This window comes from Nonomuraea sp. PA05, assembly GCF_008086045.1.
Taxonomy (GTDB): Bacteria; Actinomycetota; Actinomycetes; order Streptosporangiales; family Streptosporangiaceae; genus Nonomuraea; species Nonomuraea monospora.
Window position 1 is genome coordinate 59,444 of record NZ_VSEY01000035.1, and the last position, 14,950, is coordinate 74,393.

Annotated in this window: 14 protein-coding genes; 7 read left to right on the top strand and 7 right to left on the bottom strand. The window is 71.4% G+C overall.

Going from position 1 to position 14,950, the window contains the following annotated elements:
* Positions 1 to 41: 41 nt before the first annotated feature.
* From FXF51_RS42390 to FXF51_RS42405, 4 genes are all read right to left on the bottom strand, one after another.
* On the bottom strand, positions 42 to 626 hold the full coding sequence (locus tag FXF51_RS42390; RefSeq protein ID WP_148440430.1) for a TIGR00730 family Rossman fold protein: 585 nt from the start codon (positions 624 to 626) through the stop codon (positions 42 to 44).
* Positions 627 to 637: 11 nt separating this feature from the next.
* Entirely contained in the window at positions 638 to 1,435 is a 798-nt protein-coding gene (locus FXF51_RS42395; RefSeq protein WP_148440431.1) for a TIGR00730 family Rossman fold protein, read from the bottom strand.
* A gap of 228 nt (positions 1,436 to 1,663) precedes the next feature.
* A complete protein-coding gene (gene dapE / locus FXF51_RS42400; protein WP_148440432.1) occupies positions 1,664 to 2,719 on the bottom strand; it encodes a succinyl-diaminopimelate desuccinylase in 1,056 nt (351 codons plus the stop codon).
* Positions 2,719 to 3,552, bottom strand: a complete 834-nt coding sequence (locus FXF51_RS42405; RefSeq protein ID WP_148440433.1) for a 2,3,4,5-tetrahydropyridine-2,6-dicarboxylate N-succinyltransferase — start codon at positions 3,550 to 3,552, stop codon at positions 2,719 to 2,721. The genes dapE and FXF51_RS42405 overlap by 1 nt, the downstream gene beginning before the upstream one ends.
* Between FXF51_RS42405 and FXF51_RS42410 the strand changes: the two genes are divergently transcribed.
* Positions 3,551 to 4,402: a hypothetical protein gene (locus FXF51_RS42410; RefSeq protein WP_262380193.1), complete on the top strand. Its 852-nt coding sequence runs from the start codon at positions 3,551 to 3,553 to the stop codon at positions 4,400 to 4,402. The genes FXF51_RS42405 and FXF51_RS42410 overlap by 2 nt on opposite strands.
* A 5-nt stretch (positions 4,403 to 4,407) precedes the next feature.
* Here the strand turns inward: FXF51_RS42410 and FXF51_RS42415 are convergent, their stop codons facing one another.
* The 3 genes from FXF51_RS42415 to fdxA form a co-directional block, all read right to left on the bottom strand.
* Positions 4,408 to 5,067: a DUF4178 domain-containing protein gene (locus FXF51_RS42415; RefSeq protein WP_262380194.1), complete on the bottom strand. Its 660-nt coding sequence runs from the start codon at positions 5,065 to 5,067 to the stop codon at positions 4,408 to 4,410.
* 93 nt (positions 5,068 to 5,160) lie between these two features.
* On the bottom strand, positions 5,161 to 6,231 hold the full coding sequence (gene dapC, locus FXF51_RS42420) for a succinyldiaminopimelate transaminase (protein ID WP_148440434.1): 1,071 nt from the start codon (positions 6,229 to 6,231) through the stop codon (positions 5,161 to 5,163).
* Between the two features lie 95 nt (positions 6,232 to 6,326).
* Complete coding sequence (gene fdxA, locus FXF51_RS42425) at positions 6,327 to 6,653, bottom strand: ferredoxin (protein ID WP_080047500.1); 327 nt, start codon at positions 6,651 to 6,653, stop codon at positions 6,327 to 6,329.
* Positions 6,654 to 6,759: 106 nt separating this feature from the next.
* Here fdxA and FXF51_RS42430 point away from each other — a divergent pair, with 106 nt between their 5' ends.
* The 6 genes from FXF51_RS42430 to FXF51_RS42455 all read left to right on the top strand — a co-directional run bounded on the left by FXF51_RS42430 (position 6,760) and on the right by FXF51_RS42455 (position 14,935).
* Positions 6,760 to 6,996, top strand: a complete 237-nt coding sequence (locus FXF51_RS42430; RefSeq protein WP_148440435.1) for a hypothetical protein — start codon at positions 6,760 to 6,762, stop codon at positions 6,994 to 6,996.
* An 11-nt stretch (positions 6,997 to 7,007) separates the two neighbouring features.
* Positions 7,008 to 8,081, top strand: coding sequence for an ABC transporter substrate-binding protein (locus FXF51_RS42435; RefSeq protein ID WP_262380195.1), 1,074 nt, complete (start codon positions 7,008 to 7,010; stop codon positions 8,079 to 8,081).
* A 102-nt stretch (positions 8,082 to 8,183) separates the two neighbouring features.
* On the top strand, positions 8,184 to 8,960 hold the full coding sequence (locus FXF51_RS42440; protein ID WP_148440436.1) for a class I SAM-dependent methyltransferase: 777 nt from the start codon (positions 8,184 to 8,186) through the stop codon (positions 8,958 to 8,960).
* 226 nt (positions 8,961 to 9,186) lie between these two features.
* Positions 9,187 to 11,217, top strand: a complete 2,031-nt coding sequence (locus tag FXF51_RS42445; RefSeq protein WP_148440437.1) for a hypothetical protein — start codon at positions 9,187 to 9,189, stop codon at positions 11,215 to 11,217.
* 4 nt (positions 11,218 to 11,221) lie between these two features.
* Positions 11,222 to 13,042, top strand: coding sequence for a UvrD-helicase domain-containing protein (locus FXF51_RS42450; protein WP_148440438.1), 1,821 nt, complete (start codon positions 11,222 to 11,224; stop codon positions 13,040 to 13,042).
* 117 nt (positions 13,043 to 13,159) lie between these two features.
* Positions 13,160 to 14,935, top strand: coding sequence for a sigma factor-like helix-turn-helix DNA-binding protein (locus tag FXF51_RS42455; RefSeq protein WP_262380196.1), 1,776 nt, complete (start codon positions 13,160 to 13,162; stop codon positions 14,933 to 14,935).
* Positions 14,936 to 14,950 lie beyond the last annotated feature (15 nt).

The window sequence follows — 14,950 nt, forward strand, 5'->3', positions numbered from 1 at the left end:
CGCATACCGCGCGTACCGCCTCGGCAGGGCGGCGCCGCAGGTCAGCCGGTGGCCTCGCCGAGCTCGGCGACGCTGGGCCGGACCGGCTGCGCGGGCGATTCGAGCGCGGCGAACGCCTCCTCGACGGTGGTGGTCCACGAGATCGCGTCGAAGACGTCGGCGCGGGTGAAGCCCTGCTCGTACATGCCGTCGACGAGCTGCCGCAGCGGGTCGTACAGGCCCCAGGGGTCGAGCAGCACCAGGGGGCGGTCGTGCAGGCCGAGCACCCGCGCCGTCCAGATCTCGAACAGCTCCTCCAGCGTGCCGAGGCCGCCGGGCAGCACCAGGAACGCGTCGGAGCGGGCGTCCATGACGCCCTTGCGCTCGCGCATGTCGGAGGTGACGATCAGCTCGTCGGCCTCCTCGTCCGCCACTTCCATGTCCACGAGGGCCTGGGGAATCACGCCGACGGTGTGGCCGCCGGCGGCGCGGGCCGCGGCGGCGACGGCGCCCATGCAGGAGACGGAGCCGCCGCCGCTCACGAGGGTGTGGCCGCGCTTGACCAGCTCGGTGCCGACGGTCGCGGCAAGCTCGATGTACTTCTTGTCGATCTTCAGGCTGGAGGCGCAGTAGACGCAGATGTTCACGGCGCAGAAGCCTATTGGGGCTCCGCCATCTGGGCCTCGGTGGCCTCGATCTCCTCTTCGCGCTGCTTGGACCGGGCCCGGTCGGCGTCCACGATGATGCGGACGGCCTCGTCGACGTCGTCGGTGACGCTGATCAGGTCGAGGTCCTGCGGCGCGATCTTGCCGCTGCTCAGCAGCGAGCCCTTGATCCAGTCGAGCAGCCCGCCCCAGAACTCCGAGCCCATCAGCACCACGGGGAAGGAGGTGACCTTGTGGGTCTGCACCAGCGTGAGCGCCTCGAACAGCTCGTCGAGGGTGCCGAAGCCGCCGGGCAGGGCGATGAAGCCGCAGGAGTACTTGACGAACATCGTCTTGCGCACGAAGAAGTAGCGGAACTCGATGCCCAGGTCGACGTAGTCGTTCATGCGCTGCTCGAAGGGCAGCTCGATGCCGAGCCCGACCGACACCGCGCCCTCGACGTCGCGCGCGCCCCGGTTGGCCGACTCCATGACGCCGGGGCCGCCGCCCGTGATCACGGCGTAGCCCGACTCGGCCAGCCGGCGGCCGAGCGCGCGGCCCGTCTCGTACTCGGGAGTGTCGGGCCTGGTGCGGGCCGAACCGAAGACGGTGACCGCCTGCGGCAGCTCGGCGAGCTGGCCGAAGCCCTCGACGAACTCCGCCTGGATGCGCAGCACCCGCCACGGGTCCATGTGCACCCAGTCGGAGGACCCCTGGCGCGCGAGCAGGCGCTGGTCGTGGGTGGAGGTGGGGACGAGGTTGCCGCGGACGACGGCCTGCCCCTGACGGCGCTCCCGGCGATTCTGTTCCATGCGGATCACGCTAGCTCCTCCCGATCGCGGCCGTTTTCCCGCCCGTCCTGGCCCTCAGACTGCTCTCTGGAGGCGAATCCCCTGGTAGCGGGGGTGGAACAACGGCCTAAAAAATCTTGAAAGAAGCGTGGAACCGAATTTCGACCCACCCGCGTCTAACCGCATGAGGGTGCTGCTCGGGACTGAAAGTGGTCTTCCCCGCCAAATGGCCGGCGAGGAAGGCCACTTTCATATTGTCAGCCAGTCGAGCATCGCCCGCTCGCTCTCGACGATCTTCGGCAGTGACACGTACTCGCCCTGCTGATGCGCGAGATTCGGATCCCCCGGGCCGTAGTTGACGGCGGGGACGCCCAGCGCGGAGAAGCGGGCGACGTCCGTCCAGCCCAGCTTGGCGCGCGGGGTGCCGCCGACGGCCGCGGTGAAGGCCGCCGCCACCGGATGCGTGAGCCCCGGCCTGGCCGCGGGCGCGGCGTCCACGAAGCTGATCGCGAACCCGTCGAACACCTCACGCACGTGCTCCTGGGCGTCCTCGATCGACAGGTCGGGCGCGTAGCGGTAGTTGACCGTCACCACGCACAGGTCGGGGATGACGTTGCCCGCCACCCCGCCGCGCACGCCGACCGCGTTCAGCCCCTCGTGGTACTCCAGCCCGTCGACGACCGGCCGCCGCGGCTCGTACGCGTTCAGCCTGGCCAGCACCGGCTCGATGCCGTGGATGGCGTTGACCCCGAACCACGAGCGCGCGGAGTGCGCCCGCTTGCCGGTCACCGTGACCTCGGCGCGCAGCGTGCCCTGGCAGCCGCCCTCGATCACGCCGTCCGTGGGCTCCATCAGCACCGCGAAGTCGGCCGCCAGCCAGTCGGGGTGGTCCCTGGCGACCCTGGTCAGGCCGTTGCGCTCGGCCTCGACCTCCTCGCAGTCGTAGAAGACGTAGGTGACGTCCCTGTTGGGCGCGGGCACGGTGGCGGCCAGCTTGAGCGCGACCGCCACGCCGGCCTTCATGTCGGAGGTGCCGCACCCGTACAGCAGGTCGCCCTCCACCCTGCTGGGCAGGTTGCCCGCGGTGGGGACGGTGTCGAGGTGGCCGGCGATCAGCACGCGCTCGGCGTGCCCCAGCTCCGTGCGGGCCACGATCGTCTCGCCCGAGCGGGTGACCTTGAGGTGCGGCAGCGCCGACAGCGCTCGCTCGACCTCGGCGGCCAGCGCCTGCTCGGCGCCGCTCACCGACTCGATGTCCACGATCGCCGCGGTCAGGTCACGTACGTCCTGGGTCAGGTCGAGCATCAGGTGTTCACCCCATGTGCGCGCAGCGTCTCGTTGATCGCCGCCTTGTCGTGCCGCCGCCCCGGCTCCAGCCGCTTGATCACCAGCACGCACGGCAGGCCGAACGTGCCTCCGGGGAACTCCTTCATCCGCGTGCCCGTCACGGCCACGCACCACGGGGGGATCTGCCCGCGGGCCAGCTCCTCACCCGTCTCGGTGTCGATCACCGGGATGGACGCCGACAGGATCGTCCCCGCGCCCACCACCGCGCCGTCGCCGACCCGGGCGCCGTCGACGATCATCGACCGGCTGCCGATCAGCACGTCGTCGCCGATCACCACGGGCACGGCGCCGGGCGGCTCCAGCACCCCGCCGATGCCCACGCCGCCGGACAGGTGCACGTTCCTGCCGATCTGGGCGCACGATCCGACCGTGGCCCACGTGTCGACCATTGTCCCCGCGTCGACGTACGCGCCGATGTTGGTGAACGAGGGCATGAGCACCACTCCTGGCGCCAGGTACGAGCCCCAGCGCGCGATCGCCCCCGGCACCACCCGCACGCCGTCGAACGAGCTCTTCAGCGGATGCCTGTCGTGGTGCTGGAAGTCGCCCACCTGGGAACGTGCCAGGCCGAGCACCGTGAAGCTGAGCAGGATCGCCCGTTTGGCCCGCTCGTCCACGACCACCTCGTCGCCGACGACCCTGGCCACCCTGGCCTCGCCTCTGTCGAGCAGGTCGACCGCGCCGACGACCAGGTGACGCGCCTCGGCGTCGGCCGGCGACAGCTCCGCGCGGCGCTCCCACAACTCGTCCACCACTGGAGGGAGCGGTGACGAGGTGCTCACTTGACTCATGGCCACGGAGCTTATCCGGCCGGGTAGGTTCTTCAGGGTGCGCCTGCGCTTCTCACGTGGAGTCATCACCATCGCGATCATCGTCGTCGTGCTCGCCGTTGGTGTGTCCGTGGGCCTGTACCAGCTCCTGAAGCGATTGCCCCCAGCCAGAGTGCCCGACGCGTCCTGCTCCGTGACCACCCCGGAGGGCGCGCGCACACTCCTGCCCGAGCAGGCCCAGATCGCCGCCACCATCGCGGCCGTCGCGGCGCGCCGCAAGCTGCCCGAGCGGGCCGTGGTCATCGCGTACGCCACCGCGATGCAGGAGTCGAAGATCCAGAACCTCGACTTCGGCGACCGCGACTCCGTCGGCGTGTTCCAGCAGCGCGAGTCGCAGGGCTGGGGCAGCAAGAAGCAGCTCATGGACCCCGTCTACGCCACGAACAAGTTCTTCGCCGCGCTGGTGAAGGTCAAGAACTACCGGAAGATCCCGCTCGCGGAGGCGGCGCAGGCCGTGCAGCGTTCGGCGGGCGGGTACGCGTACGCGCCGCACGAGACGGAGGCCAAGATCCTCGCCGGGGCCTTCACCGGCCGGGTCCCGAAGTCCGTGCACTGCTGGTACCCGCCCAGCAAGACGCCCGCGCCCCGGCCGCGCGCCGACGAGGCGCGCGAGCAACTGGCCAGGGCGATGGGCAGCACGGCGATCACCACCAAGAAGCGCGGCTGGCTGGTGGCGGCCTGGTCGGTGGCCCACGCCGAGAAGTACGCGCTGAGCAAGGTGGGGTACAACGGCGCGACCTGGGTCAACGACCTGGAGGCCGAGGGGTGGCAGAGCGGCTCGGCCGGGGCGCGCAAGGTCGAGCTGACGTAGCGGCCTTACGAGGCGCGGCGGACGATGGAGATGGAGCCGGGCGGCAGCGGCTGGGCGTAGCTGGCCGTCCACGAGCCGCCCTGGATGCGCTCGAACGACAGCAGCCGCCCGTCGGAGGCCCGGTAGTCGGCGAAGTCCAGCAGCCCGCGGTCGGGGTTGCCGGTGTCGCCCTCGCTGCGGAAGGCGGCCGTGCCCCGGTCCATCGGGAAGAACTCCACGCCCTCCATGATGAGCATGCTCTTGGCCGGCACCATGCCCTGCGTGGGCACATCGTTCCAGAGCTGCACCTCCAGGTGCGGCGGGTCGCCCGCCCGCACCTCGACCGACAGCCACTGGAACCGCCGGGAGGCGTCACGCAGCAGGAACTCGGTCCACTGCGCGCCCTGCCAGGAGATGTGCATGGCGCCCAGCACGCGTGCCGGAGCTCCGAGCACTTCGATCCGGTCGCCGATCCGGATCGTGCGAGGGTCGGTGTAGTCGGTGCCGACATGGCCGGGTGCGCTCACCGGCGCGGCCAGCGGGGTCTCGATGGCGGTGACCTCGGCGGGCGGCGCGCTCGTACGGCGGCCCTTCCTGTCTTGCCGCAGCGTGGCCCAAAAGGCCCCGAGCAGCAGCAGGACGGTGGCGATGCTCAGCCCGAGTACGACCATGGAGGTCACGCTCATCGATCAGCTCGCTCCACTCGCGGTCTGCCTCGGCGTTAGCCCTTATTTATGTGTGGGGAGCCCCTCAGCGTGGCTCGCTTTTGACGGGCGATCCTACTGGAGGCGGCGCACCGCCGCACCGATCCGTTCGTCAGTGGCGGTGACGGCGATGCGGATGTGGCGCTTACCTGCTGATCCGTAGAACTCGCCCGGCGCGACCAAAATCCCGATTTCGGAAAGCTTGCCTACCTGATCCCAGGCACTCTGCCCGTTCGACGCCCAGAAGTACAGACCGGCCGTCGAGTGGTCGATGCTCCAGCCGGCCTTCTCCAGCGCGGGGCGCAGCACGGCGCGGCGGGCCGCGTACAGCTCGCGCTGCCGGTCGGCGTGCTCGTCGTCGGCCAGCGCGACCGCCATGGCCGCCTGAACGGGCTGGGGCATCAGCATGCCCGCGTGCTTGCGGATCTCCAGCAGTCGCTTGACCAGTGCGGGGTCGCCGGTCACGAACCCGGCGCGGTAGCCCGCCAGGTTGGAGCGCTTGGAGAGCGAGTGGACGGCGAGCAGCCCCTCGTGGGAGCCGCCGCACACGTCGGGGTGCAGGATCGAGACCGGCCGTTCCTCCCAGCCGAGCTCGATGTAGCACTCGTCGGAGGCCACGACGGCGCCGCGTTCGCGCGCCCAGGCCACGACCTTGCGCAGGTGCTCGGCGGGCAGCACCCGGCCTGTGGGGTTGCCCGGCGAGTTGACCCAGATGAGGTCCACCGGCTCGGGCCCGAGCGCGAGCGTGCTGTCGGAGGCCGTGCCCGCCGCTCCGGCCAGCCTGGCGCCCACGTCGTAGGTGGGGTAGGCCAGCTCGGGGAAGACCACCCGCTTGGCGCCCAGGTAGGTGGGCAGCCAGGCGACGAACTCCTTGGACCCGATGAGCGGCAGCACGTCCTGCTGGCCGACCGTGACGCCGTGCCTGCGGCTCAGCCACCCGGCGGCGGCCTCGCGCAACGCCTTGGTGCCGTGAGTGAAGGGGTAGCCGGGGCTGTCGGCCGCCTGGGCGAGCGCGTCCTGGACGAGCCCGGGCACGGGATCGACGGGCGTGCCGATCGACAGATCGACGATGCCCTCGGGATGTGCCAGCGCGCGCTCCTTGTAGGGCTCCAGCCGGTCCCAGGGGAAGTCAGGCAGCTTGTTCACGATTCTCCAGGGTGTTGCGTCGCCGTACCGGGGCGCGCGCGAACGGGGCGCATCCATCCTCGCCGGATGCCCCCGTGCACGGCGCGACAGAACTCTTAGTGGTCCTCGCCCTGCGGCGGCAGCGCCGCCACGACCGGGTGGTCCTTGTCGATCTTGCCGACCTTCGAGGCCCCACCGGGCGAGCCGAGATCCTCGAAGAAGTCCACGTTCGCCTTGTAGAAGTCCTTCCACTGCTCAGGAAGGTCGTCCTCGTAGAAAATCGCCTCGACGGGGCACACAGGCTCGCACGCGCCGCAGTCCACGCACTCGTCGGGGTGGATGTAAAGCATGCGCTCGCCCTCGTAGATGCAATCGACGGGGCATTCCTCGATGCACGCCTTGTCCAGGACGTCCACGCAAGGCTGCGCGATGACGTAGGTCACCTCGAGCTCCTTCTTCTCCAGCACCATGGCATGACTCTGACCGCGGTTTGCTACGCCCTAGTATTGCCGTGCTTGCCAGCTGGCCGAAACGGAGGGTGGCAAACTCGTGGTCGCACGCCTCGTGATCGCCATTACAACTCAGGACATCGGCGCACGGATCACCACACGAAGACGGGTCCCCGGCGGGTTCAGCGACGTGGTGGGCATCCTCGTGTCGTGGGCGGACGGAGTGCTCGAAATCCGGAAAAAGGACGGCACGGTGGTGACGATCCGGGAAGAGAGCCTGGTGGCCGCCAAGGTCGTACCGGCCGCGCCTCCTCGACCTGGGCGAATGCAACAGTAAGTATTCGTTGTGTGACTGTACGTACTTGCGCCGCCGCAGCAGCCATCCTCGCCAGCGCCGGATGCGGCGCGTCGTCCACCGACTCCGCCACCACTACGGAGACCAAGAACCTGCCGCCGGTCAACGCCCAGGCCGGCTCGCTGAAGGCCGGCTTCGGCACCATGGAGCGCCTGGCCGAGACCGCACAGCGCGAGGGCGAGCTGAACGTGATCGCCCTGCCCCGCGACTGGGTCAACTACGGCGAGATCATCGACACCTTCGCCGACAAGTACGACATCAAGGTCAACCAGCTCGAACCGACGGCGAGCAGCGCGCGGGAGCTCGACATCGCCGCGAAGCTCAAGCCCGACGTCTTCGACCTGACCATGGACGTGGCCGTCTCGGGGGCCGACCGCTTCGCGCCGTACAAGGTGCAGGGCTGGCAGGACCTGCCCGACCAGGTCAAGGACCCGTCCGGCGCCTGGTACGCCGCCTACGGCGGCTACATGTCCATCGGGTACGACCCGCGCGAGGTCAAGCCGCCCGCCACGTTCTCCGACCTGCTCAAGCCCGGCCACCGGGTCGCACTCGACGGCGACCCCCTGCGCTCGGCCGCCGGGTTCGGCGGCGTCATGGCCGCCTCGCTGCGGGCCGGGGTGCCGCGCCCCGAGCAGGGCGTGGCGCTGTTCGCCAAGCTCAAGCAGGAGGGGCGGCTCACCGAGCCGGCCAAGGCCAACGTCATCGTCGCCTGGGACCACCTGAACGCGGCGCGCGGCGCGAACCACCCCGACGCCTGGAAGGTCACCATCCCGCGCGACTCCGCGCTCGGCGGTTACCACGTGCAGGCGATCAGCAAGGCCGCCCCGCACCCGGCCGCGGCCCGGCTGTGGCAGGAGTTCCTGTTCTCCGACGAGGGCCAGAACCTGCTCCAGAAGGGCTTCGCCCGGCCCGCGCGCGGCGAGGCGATGCTCATGAAGGGCACCCTCGACGCCGAGCAGGCCGCGAAACTGCCCAGGCCGCCCGGCCCGCCCGTGCTCATGACGATTCCGCAGGCCGACGCCGCGAAGGCGTACCTGAGGAAGGAGTGGACGAAGAGTGCGGGATGAGTCCGAAGTGACTTGATATGTCGTAGGGACGATCAGGCTCTAAAGTGAACAGACAGCACGGCCACGGGGGCCCGATGTCTGATCGAATGTGAGCTGATCGTCTTGCGATACGACACACCGAGCTTGGAGCGGTGGAACAGTCGCGCCTACGACAGCAGCTTCGGCTACGTCTCCACACAGGGCGCGCCACTGGTCGACCTGCTCGACGCGCGCGCCGGCGAGCGCGTGCTCGACCTCGGCTGCGGCACCGGGGTGCTGACCGCCCAGATCGCGTTCAGAGGCGCCGAGGTCCTCGGGATCGACGGCTCCGCCGCGATGATCGAGAAGGCGATCGCCCAGTACCCCGGGCTGAACTTCATCGTCGGCGACGGGCACGACTTCACGGTCGTGGACCCGTACGACGCGGTGTTCTCCAACGCCGCGCTGCACTGGATGAGCCGCGAACCCGCCGCCGTGATCGCCAGCGTCCGCGAGGCACTCAAGCCCGGCGGGCGCTTCGTCGCGGAGATGGGCGGAGCGGGCAACTGCGCCGAGCTGACCACCGCGATGCTGACCGCCTGGCGCGAGTACGGCCTGCGCGAGCCCGAGCTCCCGTGGTACTTTCCCACGCCTGCCGAGTACGCCCGCCGCCTCGAGCAGGAGGGGTTCGTGGTCAGGTTGCTGGAGTACTTCGACCGGCCGACGCCCCTGGACGAGTGCCCCGGCGGGGCCGCCGACTGGGTGCGCATGTTCGCCGCCTCGGTGCTCGAAGGGCTTCCCCCCGAGATCGTGGAACCCCTGCTCCGACGCGTGAACGAGCTCGCCGCGCCCGCACTTCGCAGGGAGACTGGCTGGATGGCCGACTACGTGCGTCTACGCTTTGCCGCTGTTCGGCGTTGATGCGTCGAGCATGATGCGTAGGGCTGATTTGCCGGACTATGGTCTGTTCCGTGGGCGGCGAGATTATGGCTGCACCGCTGCGGCGGCGTGAGGGGCTGGTGAACGGAACGGGATGAACTTCTGCCTGAGCGACCTCGTACCACCGTTGAGGTGGAGCGACTCGTCGACGATCACGCTACTCACCGGGCAGCCGGACCTGCCGGATGCGTGGTGGCGCAGTTTGCCCATGCCGCGTGTCCTGGCGGCGATCGGTCCCGAGTCGCTGGGCGAGCTGTTGACGGAGATCGCCCTTGAGCACTGGCCCGCGGCGGCGGTCGGCGACGTCCTGCCCGCCCTGCACGTCCTGGACCCGGAGGAGGCCGACGAGCCCGCCGTCGCGATCGCGCTCGACCGCGCCGGGTCGTGGGCCGGGCTGCTCGCGCTGACCAGCCGGGAGCTGGTGGACCAGCCGTTCATCCAGGCCCGGCCGGTGCTGAACACGCTGTTCTCGGCCGTCCTGGTGCGGCTCGCGCATCCGCACGGCGACGACGCGCCCGCGCCTGTCGCGCCTGCCGGGCATGGGCCCGGGGTCGTGGCCGAGCATCCGCACGCCGCCGACGAGCCTGAGGCGCCCGCTGCGGCGCTGGGGCGCGAGGGGGTGGGCGAGGAGGAGGTCCCGGAGCCGGTCGCCGTTCAGCACGCCGCTGAGGGCGTCGAGGAGGCTGCCGCCGCGCACCTCGAGAGCGCCACTCTGGACGAGGAGCTCGAGTGGGACGAGCGTGAGCCGGTCGTGGACGCCGACGACGAGCCGGTCGCCGACGAGGCTCCCGAGCCGGAGCCCGAGCGCGTGCTGGACGCCGCCGACGAGCCCGCCCCAGAACCGGCCGCCCAGGAGGCCGAGGCGCTCCAGGCGGAGGCGTTCCAGGGCCAAAGCGAGGGCGAGAGCGAGGCCGACGCCAGAGCCGAGGCCGTGCTCGACGCCGACGCTGATCACGACGCCGACGCCGACCGCGAGCATGACGCCGAGCACGACGCCGAGCACAGCGCCGAGGCCGACCGCGAGGCCGAGGCCGAGCAGCACGCCGAGACCGACCAGGGCGCTGAGGCCGACCACGGGGCCGAGGAAGACCACGGGGCCGGGGAAGACCAAGGCGTCGAGGGCGAGCCTGAGCCGGACGGGCAGGACCGCCCGCTCCCCCAGCTCATCGAAGCCGCCTTCGCCGGCCTGGACGACAAGAGCTGGGCGGTCGCCCAGAACCGGGTCTTCACCGACGAGCCCTCAGCCGTGGACCAGCTCGCCAAGCTGTTCGCCGTCCCCCCGGCCGAGATCTCCGCCACCGAGGACGAGCTGCGCGCCCGCCTGGACCGCTGGCTGTCGAGCGACGAGGCCGCCCCCTACCGGGCGCACCTGGACGAGCTGACCAGAACCCTCGGCCCGGCCGCCCCCAAGGAGCAGGTCATCAACGCGGCCGACTGGCACAGCGTGGAGATCCAGGCCCTGGAGGTCCCCGCGTGGCAGTTCGTCCTGACCACGCTGGCCCCGCCGCCGCCACCCCCGCCGGCGGCGGAGCTGCCGCCACCGCCGCTGCCACAGCGCAAGCCGTACCAGCAGCAGCCGCAGCCGCCGGTGGAGCTGGTGCCGTCGGCGTTCGGCCCGGTGGGCATGACGCCGCAGCCGCCTCCCGGCCCGCCGCAGTTCCAGGCGTTCACGCCGGCCGCCCAGCCGATGCAGGAGGCGAACGGCGAGCAGGACAAGCCGTACCAGCCGCTGAAGGACGTCTCCCAGACGCGGCGCTGCTTCAGGCAGCCCGACGGCCGCTGGTGGTTGCGGATCGACGTCACGGCCGAGCAACTGGCGGGCGGTGAGTGCGTGCTGCCGACGGGGTTCGCCTCGTACCTGGGGCTGTCGCCGGGCGAGAGCAGGACGGTCAGGAGCGCCGCGGGCGAGCTGTCGATGGTCTGGCACGGCAAGCCGATCCTGCAGAGCATCGAGCGGCTCCTGGTGGACGTGGGCGCCCGTGAGGGCGGCCATCTGTTCCTGACGCTGTCGGACGAGGGAGTGCTGAGAGCCAGGCACCTCCCGGTCGCCGCCCAGGGGGCCGAGAAGATCACCAAGGCGTTGCGCCTGGTGGGGTACACGGCTCCGGGAGGCACCAGGGATCAGGCGGCCAGGGTGATCGCCACCAGGATCGGCATGACGGGGCCCGTGGCCCTGCCCGACCTGCTGAACAGGCTCCGTGAGCGCGGGGATCGCGACCTGCTAGAGCTCCTGGACTGAGCCGGTGCCGCGGCTCGCGATCGGCCCTGAGTTTCCCAGGGAGCTCAGCGCACTGGCACAGCCGGTGCGCAGGGACGCCGTGGTCGCGCTGCGCCGGTTCCTGCTGAACGTGTCGGGCGCCCCGCACCCCGAGCGGGTCAGGGGCGCCAGGGATCCGCGGGTCGCGACCCTGCGCCTGGCCGAGGGCCATCGCGGGGTGATGGTGCGGCAGCGGGACGTGTACTGGCTGCGTACGCTGCTGCCCGACCCGGAGGCCTGGTCGTACGCCCGCCGCCACCGCTACGGCGTGAACCCCGCGATCGGGGTGGTCGAGGAGTGGGACGCCGAGGCGCTGGACCGGGTGGAGCCCGCGTTACGGCGGTCGGCCAGGTCCTCTCGGTTGTTCGCGCCGATCTGCGACGGCGATCTGCTGGGGCTGGGCCTGGACGGCGCGGCGCTGCCGCTGTTCCGCCTGATCACGACGGAGGCCGACGTGGCGGCGCTGGAGCCGCTGCTGCCGCCCACCCAGTACGTCCCGCTGGCGGTGCTGGCCAGGGGCGGCTCGCTGTCGGAGGCGTGGCGTGAGCTGAACGCCTGGCGCGCCACCGAGCAGGAGCCCGGCCCGATCGACCCGGAGGACCTGTACGCGGCCCTGCGGCGCAGCCCGGACCGGGCGGTGTTCGTCTCCGACAAGGTCACGCTGGACCGGGTGCTGGGGGCGCCGGGCTGGTGCACGTTCCTGTATCCGCCGCAGCACCGGCTGGCCAGGGCGGCCAGGTACGAGCATCCGGTGCTGGTTGTGGGCGGCGCGGGCACCGGCAAGACCGTGGTCGCGCTGCACAGGGCGGCGCATCTGGCGGCGCGCGGGGCGGGCCCTGTGCTGCTGGTGACGTTCTCGCAGAGCCTGGCCGACGACCTGTCGTCGAGGCTGGACGTGCTGATCGAGGACGAGGTGGTCCGCAAGCGGGTGGAGGTGGACAACGCCGAGCGGCTGGCGGTCCGCATCGTGGCCGGCGCGGAGGGCCGCCGTCCCGCGCTGGTGGGGCCGGGCGCGCGGTCGCTGGCCCAGCTCACGGAGGACGCGCTGCGGTTGCTGTCGATCTCGACAGGTGATCTGCTCGACGATGTGGATCCGGGGCGCAAGCCGTACCGTCACATGGTTGTGGACGAGGCTCAGGACATCAGCCCCGCGCAGTGGCGGCTGCTGCGGGCGGCCGTGCCGCGGGCGCGGGACGACCTGTTCATCGTGGGTGATCCGCACCAGCGCGTCACCGACACGAAGGTGGCGCTGGGCGCGATGGGCATCCCCGCCGTCCAGCACTCGCTCGGCCGCTCCCACCGGCTGCCGCAGGAGCTGCTGTCCTTCTCGGTACGGCTGCGCGGCGGCGGCCCCTCGCCCGGCCTGGTCATGGGGGTGACCGATATGGCGGACTTCAGCGCCGCGCGGCACGGCGAGCGGCCGGTCGTGCGGGCGTACGACACGCGTGAGGCGGAATTGTCGGGGCTGCGCGGCACCATAGACGCGTGGCTGTCCGACGGTGTGCCCGCGAGCGAGATCGCGGTCGGCGCGCGCAACCAGCGGCTGGTGCGCGACGCCAGGCGGGCGCTGACCGGCCTCGACGTGCGCGCCTCGACCTTCCAGCAGCTCAAGGGCCTGGAGTTCGAGCGGGTGGCGCTCATCGGGGTGGCGGAGGGCGTGGTGCCCGAGCCGCCGCCGGAGGAGCCTTACGCGCGGGCTCGTGCCCTGCAACGCGAACGGAGCATACTGTTCGTCGCCTGCACCCGGGCCCGTTCGATGCTCTATATCTCCCATTCCGGAAGAGGCAGCCCGTTTCTACCCCTCTGATCACATAGTCTGAACTGCGGATATCTTCCCTTTGCCGGTTGGACCTCAATGAACCTCAGCCTGAGCGACCTCGCGCCACCCCTGCGCTGGACCTCCCCTGGTCTGATAGCGCCGATCGTGGAGGAGCCCCAGCTGCCCGAGGCCTGGTGGCAGGCGATCCCCCTCGACCGCGCGTGTGCCATCGTCGGCACGCAGACAGTCGCGGGCCACCTGGCCGACCTGGCCGTGGCCTCCTGGGGGCATCTCATGCTCGGCGACATCCTGCCGCTGCTGCGCTTCTCCGACCCCGCCGAGGCCGAGCGGACGCCGGAGACGCTGGGCAAGGACGTGGTGCAGAAGCTGTTCAGCGGCGTGTTCGAGCGGCTGCTGGAGCCCGCCCCCGAGGCGGTGGCCGCGCCGTCCAGGCCGGACAGGCCGCTGCCCGAGCTGATCGACGAGTTGTTCGGCGCGCTGGACGAGCGGCAGCGGGCCATCGCCCGCGACCGCCTGTACGCCACGCAGCGGGCCACCCTGGACGAGCTGGCGCAGCGGTTCTCCGTGACGCGGGAGCGGATCAGGCAGATCGAGCGCGACCTGCGCGACCACGTGGACGCCTGGCTGAGCAGGCCGGAGGCCGCCCCCCTGGCCGCGCACGTCACCTGGCTGCGCGGCCGGCTGGGCTCGGCGGCGCCGGCCGACGACCTCCAGGCCACCGTGCCGTGGCACCGGACCGAGCTGCGGACGCTGGGGATCCCCGCGTGGCGCTTCGTGCGCACGCTGCTGACCGGCTACGAGCAGGCCGACGGCTGGCTCGTGGCGGGCGGGGCCGACGAGCTGAGGGAGAAGACGCGCCAGCTCTTCGCCGACGGGCCGCACCCGCTGGGCGAGGCCGTGTCCATGGTGTCGCAGCTCGGCGTGCGCGAGGACGTCGCCGAGCGGTGGATCCTGGCCGTGCCGCAACTGCGCGTGCTGGGCCAGCACGTGGTGCCGTGGCCGCGCAGCATCAACGAGAAGGCCGAGGCGGTGCTCGCGGTGGCGGGCGCGCCGCTGTCGCCGGAGGAGATCCAGGAGCGCATCGGCGAGGACTACAGCCTGGTCGGCATCCGCAACCAGCTCACCGCCGACGAGCGCTTCCGCCGGGTCGACCGCAACAAGTACGGGCTGACCAGGTGGGGCGGCGACGAGTACCTGGGCATCAGGGAGATGATCGCCAGGGAGATCGAGCGGGCCGGCGGCGAGGCCTCGGTCAGCACGATCGTGGCCAACCTGACCTCGCGCTACGACGTGAGCGAGAGCTCGGTGCGCGCGTACTCGGGCGGGCCCGGGTTCGAGCGCACGCAGCGCGGCTGGATCAGGGTGGCGGGCACCGCCCCCGGGGGCGAGGCGGAGCCGTACCAGCCGCGCAAGGACGTCTCGGAGACGCGGCGCAGCTTCCGCTCCCGCGACGGCCGCTGGTGGCACCGCGTGGACGTCAACGCCGAGCACCTGCGCGGGTCGGGGTCGCCGCTGCCGACGGGGTTCGCGGCGTACCTGGGGATGGCGCCGGGCGGGCAGCTCACGGCGTCCGCGCCCTCGGGCGACGTGGTGATCAGCTGGCACAACCAGCCCACGATGGGCTCCATCCGCAACGTGCTGGCCGAGTACAAGGCGCAGGAGGGCGACCACGTCTTCCTGACCGTGTCCGACGGCGGCGAGCTGCTGACCCGCTACCTGCCTGCCGCGCCCGTCGGGATGCCGCCCATCAACCGCGCGCTCTACCTGTTCGGCTACACCGCGCCCGTCAGCTCGGAGATCGAGGGGCTGCGGCTGATCGGGGCCAGGATCGGGCTGCCCGACACCGCCACGCGCGAGGAGGTGCTCGGCAGGCTGCGCGAGCGCGGCGACCGGGACATCCTCGGTTTCCTGGGCGGATGACGCCGGGCTAAGCTC